Origin of the sequence: Pseudomonas sp. GGS8 (genome assembly GCF_024168645.1) — a bacterium.
Lineage (GTDB): Bacteria > Pseudomonadota > Gammaproteobacteria > Pseudomonadales > Pseudomonadaceae > Aquipseudomonas.
The window spans coordinates 257,306-279,327 of record NZ_JALJWF010000001.1 but is presented as its reverse complement, the minus strand read 5'-3'; the positions used below and the strand labels follow the sequence as shown (position 1 = coordinate 279,327).

Here is a 22,022-nt window from a genome sequence, read left to right as displayed (position 1 = left end):
GTTTTAACACCACCGAACCTGTAGGAGCGAGGCTTGCCCGCGATGGCCGCGACTCGATCGCACTGAACAGTTAGTTACTGAAGCCTATAACAACAGATTCTCGTGGAGCCTCGCTGATGAAATCCTATGAAGTCAATTTTGACGGTCTAGTGGGGCCGACCCATAACTACGGTGGCCTGTCCTACGGCAACGTCGCCTCCCAGAGCAACAGCCAGCAATCCTCGAACCCGAAGGAAGCCGCGCTGCAAGGCCTGGCGAAAATGAAAGCGCTGATGGAGATGGGCTTTCAACAAGGCGTGCTGGCGCCGCAGGAACGTCCCGACGTCGGCGCGCTGCGCCGCTTGGGTTTCAGCGGCACCGACGCGCAAGTGATCGAGCGCGCCGCCAAGGATGCAATGCCGCTGCTGGTTGCCAGTTGCTCGGCATCGAGCATGTGGGTGGCCAACGCCGCCACGGTCAGCCCGAGTGCCGACACCGCCGACGGCCGCGTGCATTTCACTGCCGCCAACCTGAACTGCAAATATCACCGCAGCATTGAGCACCCGACCACCAGTCGCGTGCTGGGCGCGATGTTCGCTGACCAGAAGCACTTTGCTCACCACGCCGCGTTGCCGGCCGTGGCGCAGTTCGGTGATGAAGGCGCAGCCAACCACACCCGTTTCTGCCGTGACTACGGCGAAGCCGGCGTCGAGTTTTTCGTGTTCGGTCGCAGCGCGTTCGACACCCGTTACCCGGCACCGCAGAAATACCCGGCGCGCCAGACCCTCGAAGCCTCCCAGGCCGTCGCTCGTCTGCACGGCTTGAGCGATGACGGCGTGGTCTACGCCCAGCAGAATCCTGCGGTGATCGATCAGGGCGTGTTCCATAACGACGTGATCGCCGTGGGGAATGGCGAGGTGTTGTTCTATCACGAGGACGCGTTCCTCGACACCGACCAGATGCTCGCTGAGCTGCAAGGCAAACTGGCAAAAGTCGGTGGGAAATTTCAGTCGATCTGCGTGCCGCGTTCCGCAGTCACCGTGGAAGACGCCGTTCGTTCCTACTTGTTCAATAGCCAGCTGCTGTCGCGTCCTGACGGCTCGATGCTGTTGATCGTGCCGGAAGAATGCCGTGGCAACGAGCGTGTCTGGCAGTACCTGCAAGGCCTGACCAGCTCTGGCGGCCTGATCCGCGAAGTAAAAGTCTTCGATCTCAAGCAGAGCATGCAGAACGGCGGTGGCCCGGCTTGCCTGCGGTTGCGCGTCGCCCTCAACGAAACCGAACTGGCGGCCGTCAACCAAGGGGTTATCATGACGGCTCCGTTGTACGGCACATTGACCGAGTGGGTCGAAAAGCACTACCGCGACCGCATGACCGAAAACGATCTGGCGGACCCGCAATTGTTGCTTGAGTGCCGGACGGCACTGGATGAACTGACGCAAATCCTTAAACTGGGCGCGGTTTATCCATTCCAGATCAATTGATAGCCGGCGCGCTTTGGCTTTTTATATGAACGGCAAGCGCGCCGCTTAATCTCCAGATGAGAGCGTAAATACATGAGCGATACCCTGCAGCTGATCCTTGAAGACACCGATGGCACGCAACTGGAAACTTCCTGCACCCGCGTCGCGGTCATGTGGCAAGGTAAAGAGCTGTGGATCCAGCAGGACGGCCGCGGCCAGCTGCTGATCGGCGTGGACGTCGAAGAGGGTGACGCTGAATACGCCAACCTGCTGCTGCGCCCATTGGCGACTAATCTGGTAAGTCTGCAACTGGAGATGGAACCGGCCGAGCTCGGTGATGATGAGGACCACGTGCACGGCCCGGATTGCAATCACGACCACTAAGGAAACCGCGCTATGCTCGCCCTCGGCAAACTGCTTGAACTGACCCTCGCCGGCCGCGAACCGGCGGAGAAGACTCAACTGACTGTCGAAGGCGTGCGGATGCGCTGGTTGAGCGAGGGTGCGCTGGAAGTTCGGCCACCTGAGGCTCGCGACAATGGCCTGGACCTGCTGCTTTCGGCCGGTATCCATGGCAATGAAACAGCGCCAATCGAGCTGCTCGATCGCCTGTTGCACGATATCGCCCGCGGTGACTTGAAGCCGCGCGCCCGTATTCTGTTCCTGTTCGGCAATCCCGAGGCCATCCGCCGCGGTGAGCGTTTCATCGAGCAAGACGTCAATCGACTGTTCAACGGCCGTCACGAACAAAGCAGCGGTTCCGAGGCCTTGCGTGCTTGTGAGCTGGAGCGGCTGGCGGCGACGTTCTTCAGCCTGTCGGACCGCAACCGTCTGCACTACGACCTGCACACGGCGATCCGTGGCTCGAAAATCGAGCAGTTCGCCTTGTATCCCTGGAAAGAAGGTCGTCAGCATTCACGCCTGGAACTGGCTCGCCTGCGCGCCGCCGGCATGGAAGCGGTGCTGTTGCAGAACAAGCCGTCCATCGTCTTCAGTTCCTACACCTACGACAAACTCGATGCCGAGTCCTTCACCCTGGAGCTGGGCAAGGCTCGTCCGTTCGGGCAAAACGAAGGGGTCAACGTCAGTCTTCTGGAAACCCGCCTGAAGCAGATCATTGAAGGCACCGAGCCGCCAATGACCGACGACGGACTGGATGGTTTGCAGTTGTTCAGCGTGTCGCGGGAAGTGATCAAGCACAGCGATAACTTCCGCCTGAACTTGCCGGCGGACATCGAAAACTTTTCGGAATTGAAAGTGGGTTATGTGCTGGCCGAGGATATCGCCAATACCCGTTGGATCATCGAAGAGAAGGGCGCCCGGATCATCTTCCCGAACCCCAAGGTCAAGAACGGTCTGCGCGCCGGCATCCTGATCGTGCCGACCACCGACGAAAACCTGGCCTAAGCACAACACCCGTCAAATATGGGCGCGGGCTTGTGTGGCGAGGGGGCTTGCCCCCGGTTTGGGTCCAGACAAACCAAGTTATCTGGATTTACGACTGCTTCGCAGCCGAACGGGGGCAAGCCCCCTCGCCACACAAGCCCGCTCCCACAGGTTTTATTGGTGTTTAGACGGCCAATGCGCGAGGCTCGCTGCGGCGCAATGCGCGAGTCTTGTGCAGCGTATCCGCACACGTCTTCGCCGCTTCCTGACCCTTATGCACGAAATGCTCGAAGAAGAACTTCTGATGTTCTTCACCGGCATGGAAGTGGTGCGGGGTCAAAACCACCGAGAACACCGGCACTTCGGTTTCCAGTTGAACCTGCATCAGGCCGCTGATCACCGACTGGGCGACGAATTCGTGGCGATAGATACCGCCATCGACCACCAGGCCCGCGGCGACGATGCCGGCATAACGACCGGACTTGGCCAGCAATTTGGCGTGCAACGGAATTTCAAAGGCGCCGCCGACTTCGAAGAAATCGATGTCCGACTCCTGATAACCCTGAGCAATCATTTCGGCGACGAAGCCTTTACGGCTCTGATCGACGATTTCCTTGTGCCAGCAGGCCTGGATGAACGCGACGCGCTCGCCCTGATGGTTTTTGCTTTTGCTATCGATTGCGGTGGGTTGCATGTTCTGACTCCTGTTTGTGTGAAAAACAGGGCGTTATGAATCGAATGGGATTTAAGGGTACGCAGGCACACGTGTCTGCGGACGGCGCTTTGGTACGGAACCTGGGCGGCGTCAATCCCGTTCTCTCTTCATCCGGACTATGACCGTCGGCCCCGGGATCACACCGGGTCTGCTGACCTTGCCGCCATCACAGTCATTGCCGTGCCTGTCGCCAAGCGCTCGCGGGCTATACGCATTGCGCGCAATTACCGCCGGTGGGGAGTTACACCCCGCCCTGAGAACGTTTTGCCGCCAGATTGTTTGGCGGCGAAGCGTTTTTAACACATATTTGCGGGGCGCGCATGGCTGCTTTCTGATGATTGCTATCGGGTTTTCCGAAGGCATAAAGCGCCTTTTCCTCGTTCAAGGCTTGATTAATTGTCGGCATGACGGCAGTAATTCCTTTCCGAAACGGATTCTTCCCCTGTTTACCGAGGCCAGATTCATGAGCGTTATCGATCTTCGCAGCGACACCGTCACTCAACCGACCGCAGGGATGCTCGACGCGATGGCCAATGCGGCCACCGGTGACGACGTTTATGGCGAAGATCCGACGGTCAATCGTCTGGAAGCCGAGCTTGCAAATCAGTTGGGTTTTGCCGCGGCGCTGTTTGTCCCGACGGGCACCATGAGCAACCTGCTGGGCTTGATGGCTCACTGCGAGCGCGGTGACGAGTACATTGTCGGTCAGCAGGCCCACACTTATAAGTACGAAGGTGGCGGCGCGGCGGTACTCGGTTCGATCCAGCCGCAGCCGCTGGAAGTGCAGGCCGACGGTTCGCTGGACCTGGCGCAAGTCGCCGCCGCGATCAAGCCGGACGACTTCCACTTTGCCCGCACCCGTTTGCTGGCGCTGGAAAACACCATGCAGGGCAAGGTGCTGCCATTGGAGTATCTGGCCCAGGCTCGCCGCTTCACTCGTGAGCAAGGCCTGGCGCTGCATCTGGATGGTGCGCGGCTCTACAACGCGGCGGTCAAGCTGGGTGTCGATGCCCGGGAGATCACTCAGCATTTCGATTCGGTGTCGGTCTGTCTGTCCAAAGGCCTGGGTGCGCCGGTCGGTTCGGTGCTGTGCGGCTCGGTCGAGTTGATCGCCAAGGCTCGGCGTTTGCGCAAGATGGTCGGTGGCGGCATGCGCCAGGCCGGGATTCTCGCGGCGGCAGGGCTGTATGCGCTGGATAATAATATTCAGCGTCTGGCTGACGACCATGCCAACGCACAATGGCTGGCCGAAGGCCTGCGAGCGGCGGGGTATGAGGTCGAGCCGGTGCAGACCAACATGGTTTACGTGCAAATGGGCGACAAGGCCGAAGCGATCAAGGCCTTCGCGGCGACACGCGGGGTCAAGCTCAGCGCTGCCGGTCGTCTGCGAATGGTCACGCACTTGGACGTCAGCCGCGCGCAAATCGAGCAGGTCGTCGCGACATTCGTCGAGTTTTCCCGCATCTGATCGCATTAGCGGTCCAATTGACCGTTTCTATCGTATAAACACGCTGTACCCCGCGCGCAGGGCCGATATAATGCGGCCCTTTGCCGTCGCTTCGTCTGTTGACGTTTCGAACAGGCCTTTGGCCGCAGCCTCCGTGGAAGAACCTAATGAAAAGCGCAGAAATCCGTGAAGCCTTCCTTCGCTTCTTCGAAGAGCAAGGCCACACCCGTGTAGCCTCCAGCTCTTTGATTCCGGGCAACGACCCAACCCTGCTGTTCACTAACGCGGGGATGAACCAGTTCAAGGACTGCTTTCTGGGCCAGGAAAAGCGCGCCTATACCCGCGCCGTAAGCAGCCAGAAATGCGTGCGTGCTGGCGGCAAGCACAACGACCTGGAAAACGTCGGTTATACCGCCCGTCACCACACCTTCTTCGAAATGCTGGGTAACTTCAGCTTCGGTGATTATTTCAAGCGTGACGCCATCACCTACGCCTGGAACTTCCTGACCTCCGAGAAGTGGCTGAACCTGCCGAAAGAAAAGCTCTGGGTCACTGTCTACGCCAGCGATGACGAAGCGTACGACATCTGGACCAAGGAGGTCGGTGTTCCGGCCGAGCGCATGGTTCGCATCGGCGACAACAAGGGCGCGCCGTACGCTTCCGACAACTTCTGGACCATGGGCGATACCGGCCCGTGCGGTCCTTGCACCGAGATTTTCTACGATCACGGCGCTGACATCTGGGGTGGCCCACCAGGCTCGCCGGAAGAAGACGGCGACCGTTACATCGAAATCTGGAACAACGTGTTCATGCAGTTCAACCGCACCGCCGATGGCGTGTTGCACCCGTTGCCTGCTCCGTCGGTGGACACCGGCATGGGGCTTGAGCGGATCAGTGCCGTGCTGCAGCACGTTCACTCGAACTATGAAATCGACCTGTTCCAGAGCCTGCTGAGCGCATCGGCCAAGGCCATCGGTTGCAGCAACGACAATCAAGCTTCCCTGAAAGTCGTGGCTGACCACATCCGCTCCTGCGGTTTCCTGATCGCCGACGGCGTGCTGCCGTCCAACGAAGGTCGCGGTTATGTGCTGCGCCGGATCATTCGTCGCGCTTGCCGTCACGGCAACAAACTGGGCGCCAAGGGCAGCTTCTTCTACCAGATCGTTGCGGCCCTGGTCGCCGAGATGGGCGAAGCGTTCCCAGAGCTGAGGTCCCAACAGGCGCACATCGAACGCGTCCTGAAAGCCGAAGAAGAACAATTCGCCAAGACCCTGGAGCAGGGCCTGAAAATCCTCGAGCAGGATCTGGCCGAACTCAAAGGCGACGTGGTACCGGGCGACGTGGTGTTCAAGCTGTACGACACCTACGGTTTCCCGATGGACCTGACCGGCGACATCGCCCGTGAGCGCAGCCTGACCATCGACGAAGCAGGCTTCGAGCGCGAAATGGAAGCCCAGCGTGTGCGTGCCCGCTCCGCCAGCTCCTTCGGCATGGACTACAACAGCCTGGTCAAGGTTGATGTGGCCACCGAGTTCACCGGTTACACCGCTCACAGCGGCTCTGCCAAAATCGTTGCTCTCTATAAAGAAGGGCAATCGGTTGATGTACTGAGCGAAGGCGAAGAGGGCGTGGTCGTTCTCGATCAGACGCCGTTCTATGCCGAATCCGGTGGTCAGATTGGTGATTGCGGCTTCCTCCAGGCTGGCGCTGCGCGTTTCGACGTGCGCGACACCACCAAGACCGGCGGTGCGTTCCTGCACCACGGTGTGCTGGATTCGGGCAGCCTGATCGTAGGTACTCCGGTGGAGACCCATGTCGATGCCGAAGTGCGCCATGCGACGTCGCTGAACCACTCGGCGACTCACTTGCTGCACGCCGCATTGCGCCAGGTACTGGGCGAGCACGTTCAGCAGAAAGGTTCGTTGGTCGACAGTCAGCGTCTACGCTTTGACTTCAGCCACTTCGAAGCGATCAAGCCCGAGCAGTTGAAGGCGCTGGAAGATATCGTCAACGCCGAAATTCGCAAGAACTCCGAGGTTGAAACCGAAGAAACCGACATCGAAACCGCCAAGCAGAAAGGCGCCATGGCGCTGTTCGGCGAGAAGTACGGCGACAGTGTACGCGTACTGAGCATGGGCGATTTCTCCGTCGAGCTGTGTGGCGGTATTCACGCCACCCGTACCGGCGACATCGGTCTGCTGAAAATCATCAGCGAAGGCGGTGTGGCTTCGGGTGTGCGTCGTATCGAGGCAGTGACCGGCGCAGCAGCGCTGGCCTACCTGAACGCGGCTGAAGAACAACTCAAGGAAGCGGCCAACCTGGTCAAGGGTAGCCGCGATAATCTGATCGACAAGCTGTCGGCTGTGCTGGAGCGCAACCGTCTGCTGGAGAAGCAACTCGAGCAGTTGCAGGCCAAGGCGGCCAGTGCGGCGGGCGACGATCTGTCGTCTTCTGCCCTGGACGTCAAAGGCGTGAAAGTGCTGGCCGTGCGTCTGGACGGTCAGGACGGCAAGGCGCTGCTGGCGCTGGTCGATCAACTGAAAAACAAACTCGGCCGCGCAGTGATCCTGCTCGGCAGTGTCCATGAGGAAAAGGTCGTTCTGGTTGCAGGCGTGACCAAAGACCTGACTGGCCAACTCAAAGCCGGTGATTTGATGAAACAAGCCGCTGCGGCAGTGGGCGGGAAGGGCGGTGGTCGTCCAGACATGGCGCAGGGCGGTGGTACTGACGCTGGCGCACTGGATGCCGCATTGGCCCTGACTGTTCCATTTGTAGAGCAGGGTTTATAAGGCAGTGTGCCTGGCCCGCGGTCTAGTGGCGGGCCAGAACGCTGTTTGAGTGATTATTGGGCGCCCTTCATGGGCAGAGGCGGCTTTGAAATGGCTTTGATCGTACAGAAATTTGGAGGCACCTCAGTCGGCACTGTCGAGAGAATCGAGCAGGTCGCCGACAAGGTTAAGAAATTCCGCGATGCGGGCGATGACCTGGTGGTTGTGCTGTCTGCAATGAGCGGCGAAACCAACCGTCTGATCGATCTGGCCAAGCAAATCAGTGGCGACGGCCAACCGGTTCCTCGTGAACTGGATGTGATCGTTTCCACCGGTGAGCAGGTGACGATTGCACTGTTGGCCATGGCGCTGATCAAGCGCGGCGTGCCAGCGGTGTCGTACACCGGCAACCAGGTACGGATTCTGACGGATAGCGCGCACAATAAAGCGCGTATCTTGCAGATTGATGACCAGAAGATTCGCGGTGACCTGAAGGCCGGTCGTGTGGTGGTTGTCGCCGGTTTCCAGGGCGTCGACGAGCACGGCAATATCACCACGCTCGGTCGTGGCGGTTCCGACACCACTGGCGTTGCACTGGCGGCAGCCCTGAAGGCTGACGAATGCCAGATCTACACCGACGTCGACGGCGTCTACACCACTGACCCGCGTGTGGTGTCCGTGGCTCAGCGTCTGGACAAGATCACCTTCGAAGAGATGCTGGAAATGGCCAGCCTCGGTTCCAAGGTGTTGCAGATCCGCGCGGTCGAGTTCGCCGGCAAGTACAACGTTCCGCTGCGCGTACTGCACAGCTTCAAGGAGGGTCCGGGCACCCTCATTACTATTGATGAAGAGGAAACCATGGAACAGCCGATCATTTCCGGCATCGCTTTCAATCGCGATGAAGCCAAGCTGACCATCCGTGGCGTGCCAGACACCCCGGGCGTGGCGTTCAAGATTCTCGGCCCGATCAGTGCCGCGAACATCGAAGTCGACATGATCGTGCAGAACGTTGCGCACGATAACACCACCGACTTCACCTTCACTGTGCACCGCAACGACTACCAGGCGGCGCAATCGGTGCTGGAAAACACCGCTCGCGAGATCGGTGCCCGTGAAGTCGTTGGCGACACCAAGATTGCCAAGGTCTCGATCGTTGGCGTCGGCATGCGCTCCCACGCAGGTGTGGCCAGCCGCATGTTCGAATCCCTGGCCAAAGAAAGCATCAACATCCAGATGATCTCGACTTCGGAAATCAAGGTGTCCGTGGTGATCGAAGAGAAGTACCTGGAACTGGCTGTGCGCGCCCTGCACACAGCTTTCGAACTGGACGCTCCGGCCCGACAGGGCGAGTAATCCGTTCCCCCGAAGGGCGCGGTCTGACCGCGCCCTTCGTTTTTTTGAATGGTGCGTACCAAAACTGTTCTTTTGCTCGCGCTAGTCAATACTCAGGCATGTAGGGCTGCGACCTTTTCGGTTGTAGGTCGGATGCCTTTTTTTTGCAGACTGTTGTCCCTGAAATGAAATGCGTGAGGAGAAAGGTATGCTGATTCTGACTCGTCGGTGCGCAGAAAGCCTGATTATTGGTGATGGCGAAATCACCGTGACCGTGCTCGGCGTTAAAGGAAATCAAGTGCGTATTGGTGTCAACGCCCCGAAAGAGGTGGCTGTGCACCGTGAGGAAATTTACCTGCGTATCAAGAAAGAGAAGGACGAAGAACCAAGCCATTAATTTTTATCGTTTTTTATGTTTGCAAACGGGGATAAAGCTGGTTAATATACGCCCCGTGTTGCGGAGAGCTGGCCGAGTGGCCGAAGGCGCTCCCCTGCTAAGGGAGTACACCTCAAAAGGGTGTCGGGGGTTCGAATCCCCCGTTCTCCGCCATTATTTGCTTAGTACGTTGTAATCTGGCTTCTTCGGTAAGTTGTTGAAATTACTAGAAAAAGTGCTTTACAAAAAGATTTAACGGCCTATAATGCGCGGCAACAAATGCACTCGTAGCTCAGCTGGATAGAGTACTCGGCTACGAACCGAGCGGTCACAGGTTCGAATCCTGTCGAGTGCACCATTTAAGAGTTGTTTGCAGCAATGTGAATAACTTGGCTCCAACCAGTTGTGATCTGGTATAAAAACACAAATGCACTCGTAGCTCAGCTGGATAGAGTACTCGGCTACGAACCGAGCGGTCACAGGTTCGAATCCTGTCGAGTGCACCAAACACCAAAAAGCCCGCGTTTAACGCGGGCTTTTTGCCGTCTGCGATTTGGCTTTTCCTTTGGTACAACCTTTCTCATCAAACTCGATGTGAGCACTGCGCCCTCGCTTGTTGTCGTAGCGGTAGCTCATGGCTGAATTGCGAGTGCTGATTTTGTCTGGCTTGCCGAGAGCGCTTTCGACGTCCTGCTGACTCATGCCGGCAACCACTCGCTGATTGATGATCGCGATGCGGCGTTCTTTCGCGCTGAGCAGATTTCCACATTTGTCCTCGGACTGACCAACGATCGTCGGCTCTCTCCTTGGAATTTTCATACCTGATGTTTCGCGAACCTTGGCTTCTGGCATCAGGGCTGTCGTGTTGCCTGGCAAAAACGAGCGCACTTCCTGAAGCGAAAGGCTTTCTCCGGTCGTACAGCTCAAGGTCGTGAAGGTGATGCGTCCGTTAGGGGCTTCACACCGGTGGACGGTCTTAGCAAGCGCCCAGGGCGGCAGGCAGAGCAGGGCGGCAAGCAAAAAATAATCAGCATTCCATGGCATTCGACGTCCTCCTTGACGGTCCTTATCAAGGGTAGCCGTTACATTTTTCGACGGTGGTGTGTTTTCTTTTCAGGATAAGTCGTCGCAGTTCCATGGATCAGGACAGCGCTCAGGTTTGTCTCGCAAGCGCTTGTTTCAGCCGCGATTTTTTCACGTTTAAAACCGTCAGGCGGTGTTATCATTGCGCTCGTCAGCCCCGCCGGGGCTTGTGGAATACCTCCATGGACTTACCCAGTAGTTACTCAGTACCCCGTTTTTACAATCATGAATTGACTGATTGATCCTTCCGGCGTGCCCCGCTGCTGGGAGTGGAGTTCGCCTATGTCTGAAGTTGAAGTAAAGAAAACGCAGGAAAGCTTGCAAGACCGCCTCGCTCAAGTCATTGAGCTGCTGCAGCGCCAGCGGGTGGTCGAAGACCTGACTCATCGCCAGGAAGGTCCGCATCACGACCGGGTCGAGAACCTGGTTCACCGGCAAAACCTCGTCGAGTTGCAACGCAAGCTCGATGATCTGCACTCCGCCGACGTCGCCTACATCCTTGAAGCCTTGCCACTGGACGATCGTCTGACCGTCTGGCAATTGGTCAAGGCCGACCGCGACGGCGACATTCTGCTCGAAGTATCCGATTCGGTTCGTGAAACCCTGATCGCCGACATGGACGATCACGAGCTCCTGGCGGCGGCCAAGGACATGGATGCCGACGAACTCGCTGACCTGGCCTCCGAGCTGCCGCGAGACGTCGTCCACGAGCTGATGGAAACCCTCGATGCCCAACAGCGTGAGCGCGTCCGCTCCGCGTTGTCCTATGACGAGGAGCAGGTCGGTGCGCTGATGGACTTCGAGATGGTGACCATCCGTGAGGATGTCAGTCTCGAAGTGGTTTTGCGTTATCTGCGTCGTCTCAAAGAGCTGCCAGGCCATACCGACAAACTGTTCGTGGTCGATTACGACGGCGTGCTCAAGGGCGTGTTGCCGATCAAGCGCCTTTTGGTCAACGACCCGGATAAACAGGTCTCGGAAGTGATGGCCAGCGATCCGGTGAGCTTTCATCCGGACGAAGACGCCTACGAGGCCGCTCAGGCGTTCGAGCGTTATGACTTGATCTCGGCCCCGGTGGTCGACAAGAACGGCAAGCTGATCGGTCGTCTGACCATCGATGAAATGGTCGACCTGATTCGTGAAGAGAGCGAAAACGAAGTTCTCAACATGGCGGGTCTGCGCGAAGAAGAAGATATTTTTGCGTCAGTCTGGAAATCCCTGCGCAACCGTTGGGCCTGGCTGGCGATAAACCTGATCACCGCATTCGTTGCATCCCGGGTGATCGGTTTGTTCGAGGGCTCTATCGAGAAGCTGGTAGCGCTCGCGGCATTGATGCCGATCGTGGCGGGTATCGGCGGCAACTCGGGTAACCAGACGATCACCATGATCGTTCGGGCCATGGCGCTGGACCAGGTCAGTACCGGCAATACGTCGAGGTTGATGCGTAAGGAGTTGGCGGTCGCCTTGATCAATGGCGTGGTCTGGGGTGGGGTGATCGGTGTGGTGTCCTACCTGCTTTATGGCAGTTGGTCCCTGGGCGTGGTGATGACCGCCGCCATGACGCTTAACCTGTTGCTTGCCGCATTGATGGGGGTTTTGATTCCGATGACCCTGGCGCGGCTTGGGCGTGACCCGGCTATGGGGGCCAGTGTAATGATCACTGCCATGACCGACAGTGGTGGCTTTTTCATCTTCCTCGGGCTGGCGACGATTTTCCTGCTCTAACACCCTGCTTTAAAAGAACCCGCCCAATCCGGCGGGTTTTTTTAGCCGAATTTCAGGCAAAAAAAAGCCAGCAATTACGCTGGCTTGAGCTTTCGGGATGAATCAGGAAGCGTCTGCAGTCATTTCGGCGTCATGAGCGATCAGCGAAACCAGTGCGTTTTGCTGGCGGTGGGAGAGTTGGCGGAAGCGTTGCAGCAGTTCGCGTTCGTGCAATGACAGCTCGGGGCTGTCCAGGCGCATGCTCAATTCTTCGCCCAACGCGCCTTCCTGAATAAGACTCTGCTCAAGGCGTGCGATGATTTCGGAATTCATGCTGCGATGATGATTGCGAGCCACCTCGGCAATGCGTTCACGCATTCCGTCTGGCAGACGTACGACGAACTTGTCAGCCGTACGGCTGGAATAAATTGCCTGTTTCAATGGGCGCATATATTTAACCGGTTAGTTCAGGGGAGCGGTTCTCGGGATTGGCCGCAGGATGTCAAATAGGACAAGCACTCCGACCAAATGTTCAACCTGAATTGATAGAGGCGCGCATCATGCCTCAAATTAGCCAGATCATTGGCGTCAATTCTGTGACAAATATTGATCTGGGTAAAGGCTTAATGCCAGCACCTATTATCAGAAATGCGGACTGGTTTGAAAACATTCCATTCCATGAGTCCGTATCGCTGACCGCGTCCTCTTGCCCGACAGGTGATGCCCGAAGACGCCTGAAGGTGCATGCTATGCGGATTCGATCCTTGTTCCTTACCTTCTACAGGATAGTGGCAAATGGCCGATTTACTAGGGCAGACGGACGGTATGGGGTGATTTCAAGATGGATGGCAGGCTGATTTATTTAATGGGGCCTTCGGGATCCGGCAAGGACAGCCTCATCGAAGCCGCTCGCGAGCCGTTGCGGGCGCACCATTGTGATGTGGTGCGTCGGGTTATCACGCGCTCGGCTGAGTCCGTCGGCGAAGACGCCATTGAGGTGTCCCATGAAGAGTTCGAGCGACGCAGAAGCGAAGGAGATTTCGCGCTGTCGTGGCAGGCCAATGGGCTGGATTACGGTATTCCTGTGCTTATAGACCAATGGCTCAAGGACGGTCGCGATGTGCTGATCAATGGTTCGCGCGGCCACCTGGCAGAAGCGCAACAGCGTTTTCCCACGCTATTGCCGGTGCTGTTGACGGTCAAGGATGAAGTTCTGCGAGAGCGTCTGCTGCGGCGGGGGCGTGAAAGCCCGGCAGAAATTGAAGCAAGACTGCGCCGCAATACGCTGTTCACGGCTGATGATTCAATCGGTGATACGAAGATCCGCCGACTCGATAACTCCGGCGACTTAGCGGTCACGGTGGCCAGTCTTCTGGAGCTGCTGAGCGTCAGCGTAGAACCGGATCGAACTTGATCTTGCGCCCGGCGATCAGCGCCAGCATAAAAAGTACACCGAACACGCCACACGCAATCAAGGGCAGGGTGACGACCGTGTTCTGGACTAAAGACAGATGAAGAATGCCACTTAGTAACGCGAGGATGAAAAAACCTGCGGCTGATTTGGACATGCGGTGCTCCTGATGGGGTGATTCAAAATACCAAGCGTTCAAAAGACTGCGTGCGCGGTTGAAGACTCTCCTGGCTCACCTCTTGGCCGACAAAACTGTGCTGATCGCTCATGGTTGCCAATTGAGGCGCTTTTTGCAGCTGCAGGTAATGGGGGAGGCGTTGGGCAAGCGTCGCAACATCGTTTTCGGGGAAGAACTGAAAACCCAACAGAACCGCCAGGGCCACTGCATTCGCGACTAAAAGAGCGCTGTTCATGGGGCTGATCTCCTTCGTTCTTTGAGAACAGTCGAAGCAGCCCGCATGCCAAAAGTTTAACGGCTATTAAATCCTTTAAAAACAACGAATTAAGCTATTTTAACAAAATGCCGGCATTGCATTTTGCAATGATGGCATTTTGCGGTGATGCAATTTGCACGGTAAACAAAGCCACGCTACCGCGGGGGCGTCTGCCTACACTTAAAAAGCCCTACGGACGACATGACAAAAGCGGGCCTGCCCGTTAACATGCACGCCGTCCATCGCCGCGCATTCCTTGCGCGCGACTTGTGTCTCAGTAGCTCAATTGGATAGAGCATCCCCCTCCTAAGGGGAAGGTTGGCAGTTCGAACCTGCCCTGGGACACCATATATTCCGGGCCTGTCCAGTCAATCTGTACTCTTCGACTTTTCTCTGTGACAGCAGGGTGACAGCAGATAGATCAGAAAAGACTGGCGCAGCCTTCGAAGTCGTTATCAGTGAATGAACAAGTCATCACGGATCTCAGGCATTCGACATACCGTGTTGCTTCCAATAGCAACAATCAATGGGGTGCTGCCTTGCTGGGTGTTCGGCCCCACCCTACACTCCGATCATGATAACGACCTTCAAGCATAAGGGCCTTCGGGACTTTTTCTTAACACGGACGACCCGGGGTATTCAGGCCGAGCATGCTGCTCGCTTGATCCGCATCCTTGGTGCTCTTGACGTCGCTGTTAAACCGAGTGATATGGATATTCCGGGCTATCGCTTGCACCAACTCAAAGGGAACCTGGCGAGTTTCTGGTCGGTCACAGTTTCAGGCAACTGGCGCGTGATCTTCCAATTCAATGGCTCTGATGTTGAGCTTTTGGATTATTGCGATTACCACTGACAGGAGGGTAATGACTATGCCTATGCACAATCCGCCCCACCCTGGGGAAATCTTACGTGAAGACGTGCTTCCGGCATTGAAAATGGGTGTTGGAGATCTAGCTGAGCATCTTGGCTATTCGCGTGCGCACTTTTCTACCGTCCTCAATGGACACACCAGCATCAGCGCAGAAATGGCGTATCGCTTGGAAATGGCCGGATTGAGCAGCGGCCGCCAGTGGCTGGCGATGCAGTCTGCTTATGATCTGTGGGAAGCAAAGAGCCGTGAGCATCCAGACATCACTCGGCTAGAACCCGTCTGATAATTAAGAAGCAAAAGCCCTGCCCTTGCAGGGCTTTTTTATTCTGCACTCAAACCTTGACCAAATCCCTGATCCGAAGGACTGTCGTTGTCGAGCAGTTGGCGTGCCTAGCTGTAGCGCGAATGCCCAGGCCGGCGCCGAGCAGTTCCGTAACGCGCTTATGCAGATCCTCGTCTACCGGCCGGCCTTGGTACTTGCCGGCAGCTTTTGCCTTCTCGATACCCTGGGCCTGGCGTTCGCGGCGCTGCTCGTAATCCTTACGCGCGATCGCGGCCATCATCTCCACCAGCATTGAGTTGATCGCTCCCAGCATCCGACTGGTGAACTCGTCGCCCTTGGTGTCCTGCATCCCTTGATGGCTGGTCGGTAAATCGAGCGCGACGATGCGCAAGCCCTTAGAGTCGATAGCGGCCTTTAGCTTGTGCCAATCCTCAACAGGAAGGCGCGAGAGGCGGTCTATCGACTCCACCAGCAGGACGTCACCCTTACGCGCATCCTTGAGCAGACGCAGCAGCTCAGGCCGATCAGCGGTGGCTCCGCTGGCGTTCTCCAGGTACACGCTCGCTATGACCTTGTTGTGGTCCGTAGCGAATTGCTCAAGAGATGCACGGGCGCGGCCGGCGTCCTGTTCTTCAGTCGATGCTCGGAGGTATGCGCGGATGAACATGATGTGCCTGCCGTATCAATTAAGGTGCACCTAAGGTGCTACACGTAACCAGACGGAATGAGACGGAAATAGTTGGTTTGCAGCGGATCAAGGAGGGTATTTTTGTTGCAGTAAGTCAGAGGTAGGCAAAGTGATACAAGGCTGAGTTTTCAGCTCAGTCGTCTGCCCTCAACCTGAAGAAGTTGGTCGGATCTCAAATCCATCCAAGTCCCAGGGGGGGATGAATCCGATGCAGGAGCGCGCAGGGGCTAACCCTCAATTTGAGGAATATCCACCGTTGGTGGGAATTGGCTTTGAGTCGGATACCCGGCAACAAACCTGACCTCCCATTTCGGTAGGGCAGGTGTCGCGACACGTTTTGCGAATTTTGAAAACGTGTCGCGGACAATCGTCAAAGGGCTTTTACGATCTGCTCGTAAAACCAGCCGGGATGCAGCTGGGGGCAAAGTGATGGAATCCCACTCCGGTCCGGATGGCGCAAATCTGCGCCATCGTCACATTTACCGCCTGCTCCAGCCTGCTGTCAGGCATGGGAGTGGCGCTTACTCATAGAGCTTTTCAGCCAGAAGGATGCGTGCACAGCGATGCCACACATTTTGAGGCGAGGCCTGGGGGGCTGGAGTGCTGGAAGTGGCGGCGGCCCATGCTGATGCTGCGCCTAGAAAGGCGTCTATCGTTCCGTTTTCCCATCCCTGCGTGCCTGCGGAATAGGGCGCGGAAGGCCTGGTAGCTTCAATTTGGCGTTCTTCAGCAAAGTCCGCGGCGAGGATGCTGATGAAATCGATGAATGACTGTTCATCGTTCACATTCTTCAGCAGTTCATCTAGGTCTGTTTGCATTTGGGCTTTCTGCTTGGATGTCTTCAGCGGTAGGTTACAGAAAGACTCCTTTGCGAGGGTATAGGGCTATTCCTCCATGCTCAGCTGTAGGGCAGAGTGGCAGCGCATAATTGCACTCAGAACTGAGGGCATTTCAGTATCAGAGCATCGATTCAGGCGGACCTGGTGTCTGGCCTGGCCAACGTTAGATAACGGTGGGTTAACGTTATGGGGGAGGTAAGTGCAGGAAATGCCCCGTCACGCAAAGTGGCGGGGCTGGATGCTTAGTTGATGATGTCCAGGTCGAAGGACGGATTGAGTGTAGTGCCGGTGATCGAGTAAGAGGCGATGGAGCTATCGGCGTTCCTGTAGTCGAAATTGTCGCCCGAATCGTGATTAGGCCCGCCCTGAACGTAGGCCCTGGCCCAGCAGGAGACGCCTTCAGGAACACCAAGTTCGCGCAGGTCTTGCTTCGCAACGCCGCCGGCCGTGATTATCTCGGTTCTAGGGGTTTCGCCACCGTCCCACTGGATGCTGAAGGATGAGGCGAACCCTGCTCTGTTATGAAATTCGGCTGCATGTGGCAAGATATTTTCCTTTCATAAGTTTTAGTGTTTTCTGAATTGTCATATCTCGTCTCTTCGAAGACGAAACGACGACAGCATGAGCGATGTTACGGGTGACACGTTCCAGCATTATCCCGGCGTTTTAAATCTACGCATCACGCCAGGTTAGTTCTGAACCCTTTTTCCTCATGGTCGCCGAGCAAAGTGCAGAGCAGCGTTCAGCATTGACGCATTCAATTTGAGACGCTGCTATAGCGAAGCCTTCCATGGGGAGTTATTTCCTTTTAATCGTAAGTAAGAGCGCGCGTAGAGACATTTCCACTACCGCTGCTCGATTACGAGGCTAGCCGCCTTTCATGAATATGCGTTTTAATATTTAGATTCATTGGCTATAAAGGATATGGCCAAAAGCCATTTTGTTTTTTCACGCAGCGGTAGAGATGTGCTCAGATCTGAGCACACCGACGATGGTCCAGTTTTGGACCATCCCCACTTTCGGATTTGAAATCCAGAAGGGTCAGATTTGAGATCCCACCCTAGGTCACGATACGTCTCTGCGGATTCTGTGGGGGTGTCTGCATCAAGGTCGAGGTCTGCTCCTAGAACCGCATACTGACTCCTGGCACGTTGTAACGCTGAATTGTTCGCAGAGGCCCAGATTGTCAGTTCGCGACTATAGTTGTCGAGTTGCATATCGGTATGGGATGTTTCTATTCAGGGAGCACTTTTCATGAAAGTTAAAAATATTTTGATCCTGTCCTTAGGAGGACCAAACACCGCTCCAATTGCCAGTGCGAAGGGGCTGTTTGATAAATACTCTGCGCGCCATAGTGTCCAATTTATTGCGTGGTTTCATTTGAATAAGGAAGATGGGCATTATACTAGGCGTCGGCTGTATAGAAACCAAGAGTCAGAATTGAAGGCGTTTGATCTTCCTGAGTTTGACTCGTTCGGTAAGACTGAGCTTGAAGCAGCTACAGCTAATAAATTTTATAAGGATAAGTACCGGGAGCTGGATGAGTTCAAAAAGGTAAGGAATGTGCCGGGAGAGCTAATTCCCCCAGCTGATACTTCTGAAATAAAATGGCCTGCTGGAGATATGGGTGCAATCATAGTCGCCCATGGCAGTGTGTCCTCGGCAGGGAGTTTATCATCAAGTCAGCTTGCTGATATGCTCTCTAAGTTTCGCTGTGCCTATAAAGTTCCTCCATTAAGAAAGGTGGTTTTTGATGTTTGCTCAGTTGGTAGGGTTGGAACTGTAGCAGCGCCAAAAGTACCCAAGGGGGATGGAAGAAGCTTCTATGCTCTTAATCGTAGTGAAACTGGAGTGGTCAATGATTTGCTGGTGACAAAACTTGTTGAAGGTGCAAAGTTGTCTTTCCTTCAAGATTTCCTCTATAAGTATGGTGAACTCTGCCTTCTTGCTGGAGAAAGTGTGGAGGTTAAAGTTGCAGGCTGGGACGAAGGGGTGTCCGTCTATCATCCGGATAATGAGTTAAATAGAGAAATCAATCCAACTTCCACAAATAGAGAAGAAGTGGAAGGTCTGTCAGTGGGGCAAAAGTATCTAGCATATCGAGCGGGGCATAGGGCGATATCAGATGCCGAGTCTATTCCTATATATAATCTGGAGGCAATCACGCCAGGGAGTAGGCGTGTACATAAACGTATGTATAACTACGTAATTTGCAATGATGTACATACAGTGACCGAACTACGACTCGATCAGTGGCATGACTTGGAGTTCGCATAGCGCATGGCTCATCAAAGCTTTAGAGGGCCAGATTTCGAAGTGAAGGAGGGGCAGATTTAAAATCCGACCCTTGGCCCGGTCCAGGGGTATTCCTTCACCCTCAGTCTGAGAGTGGATCGGGTACTACGAAAGCTTCGTAGTGGAGATGCACTCAGATTTGAGTGCATCTCACGGGCCGATCGGTCGGCTGGTTGCTGAAGCCTCATCAGATACTCCAGATGAGATCTGGCGCGTTGGGAAATGTAGCGAGTAATAGTCTATATATGAGTCGCTTGCATTTGTGATTTTAAGCACTATTCGATGAAGTATCAGTTTTAGTAGTTTTGTTTCTTTGATAAGCGAAATGTAGTCTTTATTCGGTATGTCATTGCCGTGTGCGGCGTCATTCCTACGCTGCCAGGCGGATAACTCTGCCGTCCCCATATCCAAGCCCAAATATTCAAAGAAACGTTGAGAACGAATCTTTTGGGAGGCGGAGTTTCCGTTGCTGAGCTTTTCAATCAGTACTTTTTTATCCTGTGGTGATAGCTTGGTTTCTTGAGTAGCTTTTAAAATTATCAGTTTGATTTCTTTGTATTCTTTTTTACTGATGATGCAGTTGTTGAACTTGCTGCCAAGCGTTTCGATGTGCTTTTTTTGTATGGACTCAATTATGGCTCCGAAATATGCAGGTGCCATGTGTGTCGGTGCTGTCATTGCGTACCAATAGTTCCAGTTTAAAGAGCTGAGGCCATAGCTTTCATAGTTGTCACAGAATGAATTTACCATTCGCTCCAGCTTTGTTTTGTCAATCATGTTTGTTGTGTTTTGAATTGTTACTGGTGCGGGTGGGAGCACCTGTGTTTTAAAAGCCCTGCCATCCATTGAGTTGGCGCTTATGGCCTTGAAACTCTTTAATTGTTGCTGTTCATCGAGTTTTGAAGATCCGATGTGAATGATTGGAAATCCGAGAATAAATGATAAGCCGTCCCTGATTTTCTTTCTTGTCGCATCGTCTGGTTCGCCGGGGAAAAGTATATACCCTGGTTTTAATTCTTGGTCGATGTCTTCGGCTTTAGTCACGCCTAGTATTACGCGCTGCCCGCAGATAGTCATGTCGACGCACTTTCTGCCATTTCCTTCGGTGATAGACTCTGCTTCGAAGGTGATTTTGTTTACGTCTGATCCAAACGTTCTGGTTGGAGTGGTTATCAGCTTATCACGAACTCCATCTGGCCAGATGTAGAAGCAGTCATCCATGTTCGCAATCCAGTCAAAAGTAAATTCGACAGGGCCTGTTTGTGTTGTGTGGCACTCAAATTGATGCACTGAGGATGTTTGAGTCGTCTGGCGAGTGTTGTGGTGAATGTTATTGTTGCTATTGGTGCTGAGTATCTGTACCCCGGAAGCTAGGCCAGTGCATCCGTTAATACTCAAAAAACTAACTGTTTCTTCATTGATGTGGACAGTGCCTGGTGGGTGGCTCTCTTGTTCAGATGTTGCCATTTTTTGTGATTTTGTTTCTAAGTACAGTTGCAGCTCCGGATCTCTCCTTAGTTTGAAACTGCTGATTGGAGTTATCAGTTTTCCAGCATCAGATATCTGAAAGTGATTTTGCTCAATAAATGACTCTAAACGCTCCCATTCCCAAAATAGCATTTAACGCCTCCCTGTATTTTGTGCTCTCAGAGTATTTTGATTTTTTCGATTCGTTGGTCGGAAACTACATTCTTAACGCCTTGATGGGAAGCACGTTAGCAGTGCCTGAGATTTCCTGCTTCGCGGATACTCACACAGGCCGAGTACGGCGGAAAATTGATCCCGTACCGGCTGCGCTCGCCTGGCTTGCTGTACGTCTGAATAATCAGCTTGGCGTCGACCAGTTCGCGCAGCGCCCGGGCAAGCGCTCCCTTAGAGCCTTGTCGCATGAAATTGGCCGAAACGAAATAGACCACATTATTGCTAAAGCCATTGTTGGAATGGCACGATTCACTTATGAAAGGATGAATCTGGTTGCCATTTGCAAGCGCTGCAATAAAAACAAGAGCGATAAACCGGTGCTAATGCGTGCACTGACTAACTATTGCTCTTATCCAATAAGCCCTGACGACTACCTATGGGTGCACCCATATATCCATAGATACAGTGAGCATATTAAAATTCATGAAGGCTATATTTTTGAGCCCATAGGTGGGCGAAGCAATAAGGCGCGAGCAGAAGCACTTATCAACGCATGCGGTTTATCCAGCATGCCTGAAGTGGAGAAGCGCCGAGCCTTTGAAAGTATTTCATATGCGTCCGATTTGCATTTGTCGGTACTCACTGCGATTGGTCAATATCCGCATATTGCGGATAATGAATTGGCAAAGATGATCATAGATGCTAGGGCAGAATTGACAGGAAGCTCTCACGAAACCATATTGAATATGATAGTGGGCGTGCGCTCGGCAAGTTTCGAGTTGGTTGAGAAGGCGGTGAGAGCTGCTAGTTTGTAGTTGGGTGATAGCAAGATGTTCACAGCCACTAGTCAGAGACTGGCGACGCTGCTATGACGTAAAGCAATGCTGCCTCTGTGGCTTTGGGCTGCGAGTGAAGTTGAATGACAAGCATCACACCGAATGTTGGTTTGATGATGTCAGTGCAGCAAGTTTAAAACAAGCACCGCAATCCTGAAGCAGCTGCCGCTTGCCGGCGTCTTTGAAGCAACCTGGCGGCAGCTGCTATCGCGTTCTGGCCCTACCCTGTAAATCCAACCCCATACCACCATTCAAGCCAGCGAATGGTTCTGCGAGCATACAGGTGGGTGGCCGTTTCTGGCCGATTCTGTTGAAAAAGTCGGTTCGCCCAAATGGCCTGAATATTGACTGGTGAAAACGCCATTTTTACACGCTGCTACGTGAAATCTGAGCCCGAAAGCCTCTGCCAAAAGTAAAGATTTCAATCTCACGTGCGTATTTTTCTGCCGTGGAAACCATGGCCGACTTTTT

23 protein-coding genes, 4 tRNA genes and 1 riboswitch are annotated in these 22,022 nt (G+C 54.7%); of the genes, 17 read left to right on the top strand and 10 right to left on the bottom strand.

Annotated features, from left to right (window positions below; translation table 11 throughout):
- The first annotated feature begins 116 nt into the window (after positions 1-116).
- From astB to astE, 3 genes are all read left to right on the top strand, one after another.
- Positions 117-1,463, top strand: a complete 1,347-nt coding sequence (gene astB, locus J3D54_RS01270; RefSeq protein WP_253416369.1) for an N-succinylarginine dihydrolase — start codon at positions 117-119, stop codon at positions 1,461-1,463.
- A 72-nt stretch (positions 1,464-1,535) separates the two neighbouring features.
- Positions 1,536-1,826 (top strand): hypothetical protein, encoded by a 291-nt coding sequence (locus J3D54_RS01265; protein ID WP_007934905.1) that lies wholly within the window; start codon positions 1,536-1,538, stop codon positions 1,824-1,826.
- Positions 1,827-1,838: 12 nt separating this feature from the next.
- The gene (astE, locus tag J3D54_RS01260; protein WP_253416368.1) at positions 1,839-2,849 is read left to right on the top strand and encodes a succinylglutamate desuccinylase; all 1,011 of its coding nucleotides are present in this window, start codon (positions 1,839-1,841) and stop codon (positions 2,847-2,849) included.
- A gap of 163 nt (positions 2,850-3,012) precedes the next feature.
- Here astE and J3D54_RS01255 read toward each other — a convergent pair whose 3' ends face one another.
- On the bottom strand, positions 3,013-3,522 hold the full coding sequence (locus tag J3D54_RS01255; protein ID WP_105346354.1) for a 6,7-dimethyl-8-ribityllumazine synthase: 510 nt from the start codon (positions 3,520-3,522) through the stop codon (positions 3,013-3,015).
- A 115-nt stretch (positions 3,523-3,637) separates the two neighbouring features.
- Positions 3,638-3,808, bottom strand: a riboswitch (FMN riboswitch).
- Complete coding sequence (locus J3D54_RS01250; RefSeq protein WP_253416367.1) at positions 3,785-3,949, bottom strand: hypothetical protein; 165 nt, start codon at positions 3,947-3,949, stop codon at positions 3,785-3,787. Its footprint overlaps the riboswitch before it by 24 nt.
- A gap of 57 nt (positions 3,950-4,006) precedes the next feature.
- Between J3D54_RS01250 and ltaE the strand changes: the two genes are divergently transcribed.
- From ltaE to J3D54_RS01215, 7 genes are all read left to right on the top strand, one after another.
- On the top strand, positions 4,007-5,011 hold the full coding sequence (ltaE, locus tag J3D54_RS01245; protein ID WP_253416366.1) for a low-specificity L-threonine aldolase: 1,005 nt from the start codon (positions 4,007-4,009) through the stop codon (positions 5,009-5,011).
- A gap of 146 nt (positions 5,012-5,157) precedes the next feature.
- Positions 5,158-7,779: an alanine--tRNA ligase gene (alaS, locus tag J3D54_RS01240; protein WP_253416365.1), complete on the top strand. Its 2,622-nt coding sequence runs from the start codon at positions 5,158-5,160 to the stop codon at positions 7,777-7,779.
- A 90-nt stretch (positions 7,780-7,869) separates the two neighbouring features.
- Positions 7,870-9,111 (top strand): aspartate kinase, encoded by a 1,242-nt coding sequence (locus J3D54_RS01235; RefSeq protein WP_007934911.1) that lies wholly within the window; start codon positions 7,870-7,872, stop codon positions 9,109-9,111.
- Positions 9,112-9,298: 187 nt separating this feature from the next.
- Complete coding sequence (csrA, locus tag J3D54_RS01230) at positions 9,299-9,487, top strand: carbon storage regulator CsrA (RefSeq protein WP_002554426.1); 189 nt, start codon at positions 9,299-9,301, stop codon at positions 9,485-9,487.
- Positions 9,488-9,549: 62 nt separating this feature from the next.
- Positions 9,550-9,640: transfer RNA gene (locus J3D54_RS01225), tRNA-Ser, on the top strand.
- Between the two features lie 107 nt (positions 9,641-9,747).
- Positions 9,748-9,824: transfer RNA gene (locus J3D54_RS01220), tRNA-Arg, on the top strand.
- Positions 9,825-9,895: 71 nt separating this feature from the next.
- Positions 9,896-9,972, top strand: a tRNA-Arg gene (locus J3D54_RS01215).
- 19 nt (positions 9,973-9,991) lie between these two features.
- On the opposite strand, the gene J3D54_RS01210 is transcribed toward J3D54_RS01215, so the two are convergent.
- Entirely contained in the window at positions 9,992-10,510 is a 519-nt protein-coding gene (locus tag J3D54_RS01210; RefSeq protein ID WP_253416364.1) for a cell envelope protein SmpA, read from the bottom strand.
- Between the two features lie 321 nt (positions 10,511-10,831).
- On the opposite strand from J3D54_RS01210, the gene mgtE reads away from it, so the two are divergent.
- Positions 10,832-12,274 (top strand): magnesium transporter, encoded by a 1,443-nt coding sequence (gene mgtE / locus J3D54_RS01205; protein WP_253416363.1) that lies wholly within the window; start codon positions 10,832-10,834, stop codon positions 12,272-12,274.
- A gap of 102 nt (positions 12,275-12,376) precedes the next feature.
- Here mgtE and J3D54_RS01200 read toward each other — a convergent pair whose 3' ends face one another.
- Positions 12,377-12,703 (bottom strand): Arc family DNA-binding protein, encoded by a 327-nt coding sequence (locus J3D54_RS01200; protein WP_008066583.1) that lies wholly within the window; start codon positions 12,701-12,703, stop codon positions 12,377-12,379.
- Positions 12,704-13,094: 391 nt separating this feature from the next.
- Between J3D54_RS01200 and phnN the strand changes: the two genes are divergently transcribed.
- A complete protein-coding gene (gene phnN, locus J3D54_RS01195) occupies positions 13,095-13,667 on the top strand; it encodes a phosphonate metabolism protein/1,5-bisphosphokinase (PRPP-forming) PhnN (protein WP_253416362.1) in 573 nt (190 codons plus the stop codon).
- Here phnN and J3D54_RS01190 read toward each other — a convergent pair.
- Both J3D54_RS01190 and J3D54_RS01185 read right to left on the bottom strand, forming a co-directional pair.
- Positions 13,642-13,821, bottom strand: coding sequence for a PA3371 family protein (locus J3D54_RS01190; protein ID WP_253416361.1), 180 nt, complete (start codon positions 13,819-13,821; stop codon positions 13,642-13,644). The genes phnN and J3D54_RS01190 overlap by 26 nt on opposite strands.
- Positions 13,822-13,843: 22 nt before the next feature.
- The gene (locus J3D54_RS01185; RefSeq protein WP_253416360.1) at positions 13,844-14,077 is read right to left on the bottom strand and encodes a hypothetical protein; all 234 of its coding nucleotides are present in this window, start codon (positions 14,075-14,077) and stop codon (positions 13,844-13,846) included.
- A gap of 292 nt (positions 14,078-14,369) precedes the next feature.
- Here J3D54_RS01185 and J3D54_RS01180 point away from each other — a divergent pair.
- The 3 genes from J3D54_RS01180 to J3D54_RS01170 all read left to right on the top strand — a co-directional run bounded on the left by J3D54_RS01180 (position 14,370) and on the right by J3D54_RS01170 (position 15,252).
- Positions 14,370-14,446 (top strand) — tRNA-Arg (locus J3D54_RS01180).
- A gap of 226 nt (positions 14,447-14,672) precedes the next feature.
- The gene (locus tag J3D54_RS01175; RefSeq protein ID WP_226499599.1) at positions 14,673-14,951 is read left to right on the top strand and encodes a type II toxin-antitoxin system RelE/ParE family toxin; all 279 of its coding nucleotides are present in this window, start codon (positions 14,673-14,675) and stop codon (positions 14,949-14,951) included.
- A 16-nt stretch (positions 14,952-14,967) separates the two neighbouring features.
- Positions 14,968-15,252: a HigA family addiction module antitoxin gene (locus J3D54_RS01170; protein ID WP_253426450.1), complete on the top strand. Its 285-nt coding sequence runs from the start codon at positions 14,968-14,970 to the stop codon at positions 15,250-15,252.
- Positions 15,253-15,301: 49 nt separating this feature from the next.
- Here the strand turns inward: J3D54_RS01170 and J3D54_RS01165 are convergent, their stop codons facing one another.
- The 3 genes from J3D54_RS01165 to J3D54_RS01155 all read right to left on the bottom strand — a co-directional run bounded on the left by J3D54_RS01165 (position 15,302) and on the right by J3D54_RS01155 (position 17,324).
- The gene (locus J3D54_RS01165; RefSeq protein WP_253416359.1) at positions 15,302-15,919 is read right to left on the bottom strand and encodes a recombinase family protein; all 618 of its coding nucleotides are present in this window, start codon (positions 15,917-15,919) and stop codon (positions 15,302-15,304) included.
- 542 nt (positions 15,920-16,461) lie between these two features.
- Positions 16,462-16,758, bottom strand: a complete 297-nt coding sequence (locus J3D54_RS01160) for a hypothetical protein (RefSeq protein WP_253416358.1) — start codon at positions 16,756-16,758, stop codon at positions 16,462-16,464.
- Between the two features lie 263 nt (positions 16,759-17,021).
- Entirely contained in the window at positions 17,022-17,324 is a 303-nt protein-coding gene (locus J3D54_RS01155) for a hypothetical protein (RefSeq protein ID WP_253416357.1), read from the bottom strand.
- A gap of 709 nt (positions 17,325-18,033) precedes the next feature.
- Here J3D54_RS01155 and J3D54_RS01150 point away from each other — a divergent pair.
- Positions 18,034-19,056 carry a hypothetical protein gene (locus tag J3D54_RS01150; protein ID WP_253416356.1) on the top strand — a complete coding sequence of 341 codons (1,023 nt, stop codon included), beginning with the start codon at positions 18,034-18,036 and terminating at the stop codon, positions 19,054-19,056.
- A 168-nt stretch (positions 19,057-19,224) separates the two neighbouring features.
- Here the strand turns inward: J3D54_RS01150 and J3D54_RS01145 are convergent, their stop codons facing one another.
- A complete protein-coding gene (locus tag J3D54_RS01145; protein ID WP_253416355.1) occupies positions 19,225-20,694 on the bottom strand; it encodes a hypothetical protein in 1,470 nt (489 codons plus the stop codon).
- On the opposite strand from J3D54_RS01145, the gene J3D54_RS01140 reads away from it, so the two are divergent.
- A complete protein-coding gene (locus tag J3D54_RS01140) occupies positions 20,661-21,530 on the top strand; it encodes an HNH endonuclease (RefSeq protein WP_253416354.1) in 870 nt (289 codons plus the stop codon). The genes J3D54_RS01145 and J3D54_RS01140 overlap by 34 nt on opposite strands.
- The last annotated feature ends 492 nt before the right edge of the window (positions 21,531-22,022 follow it).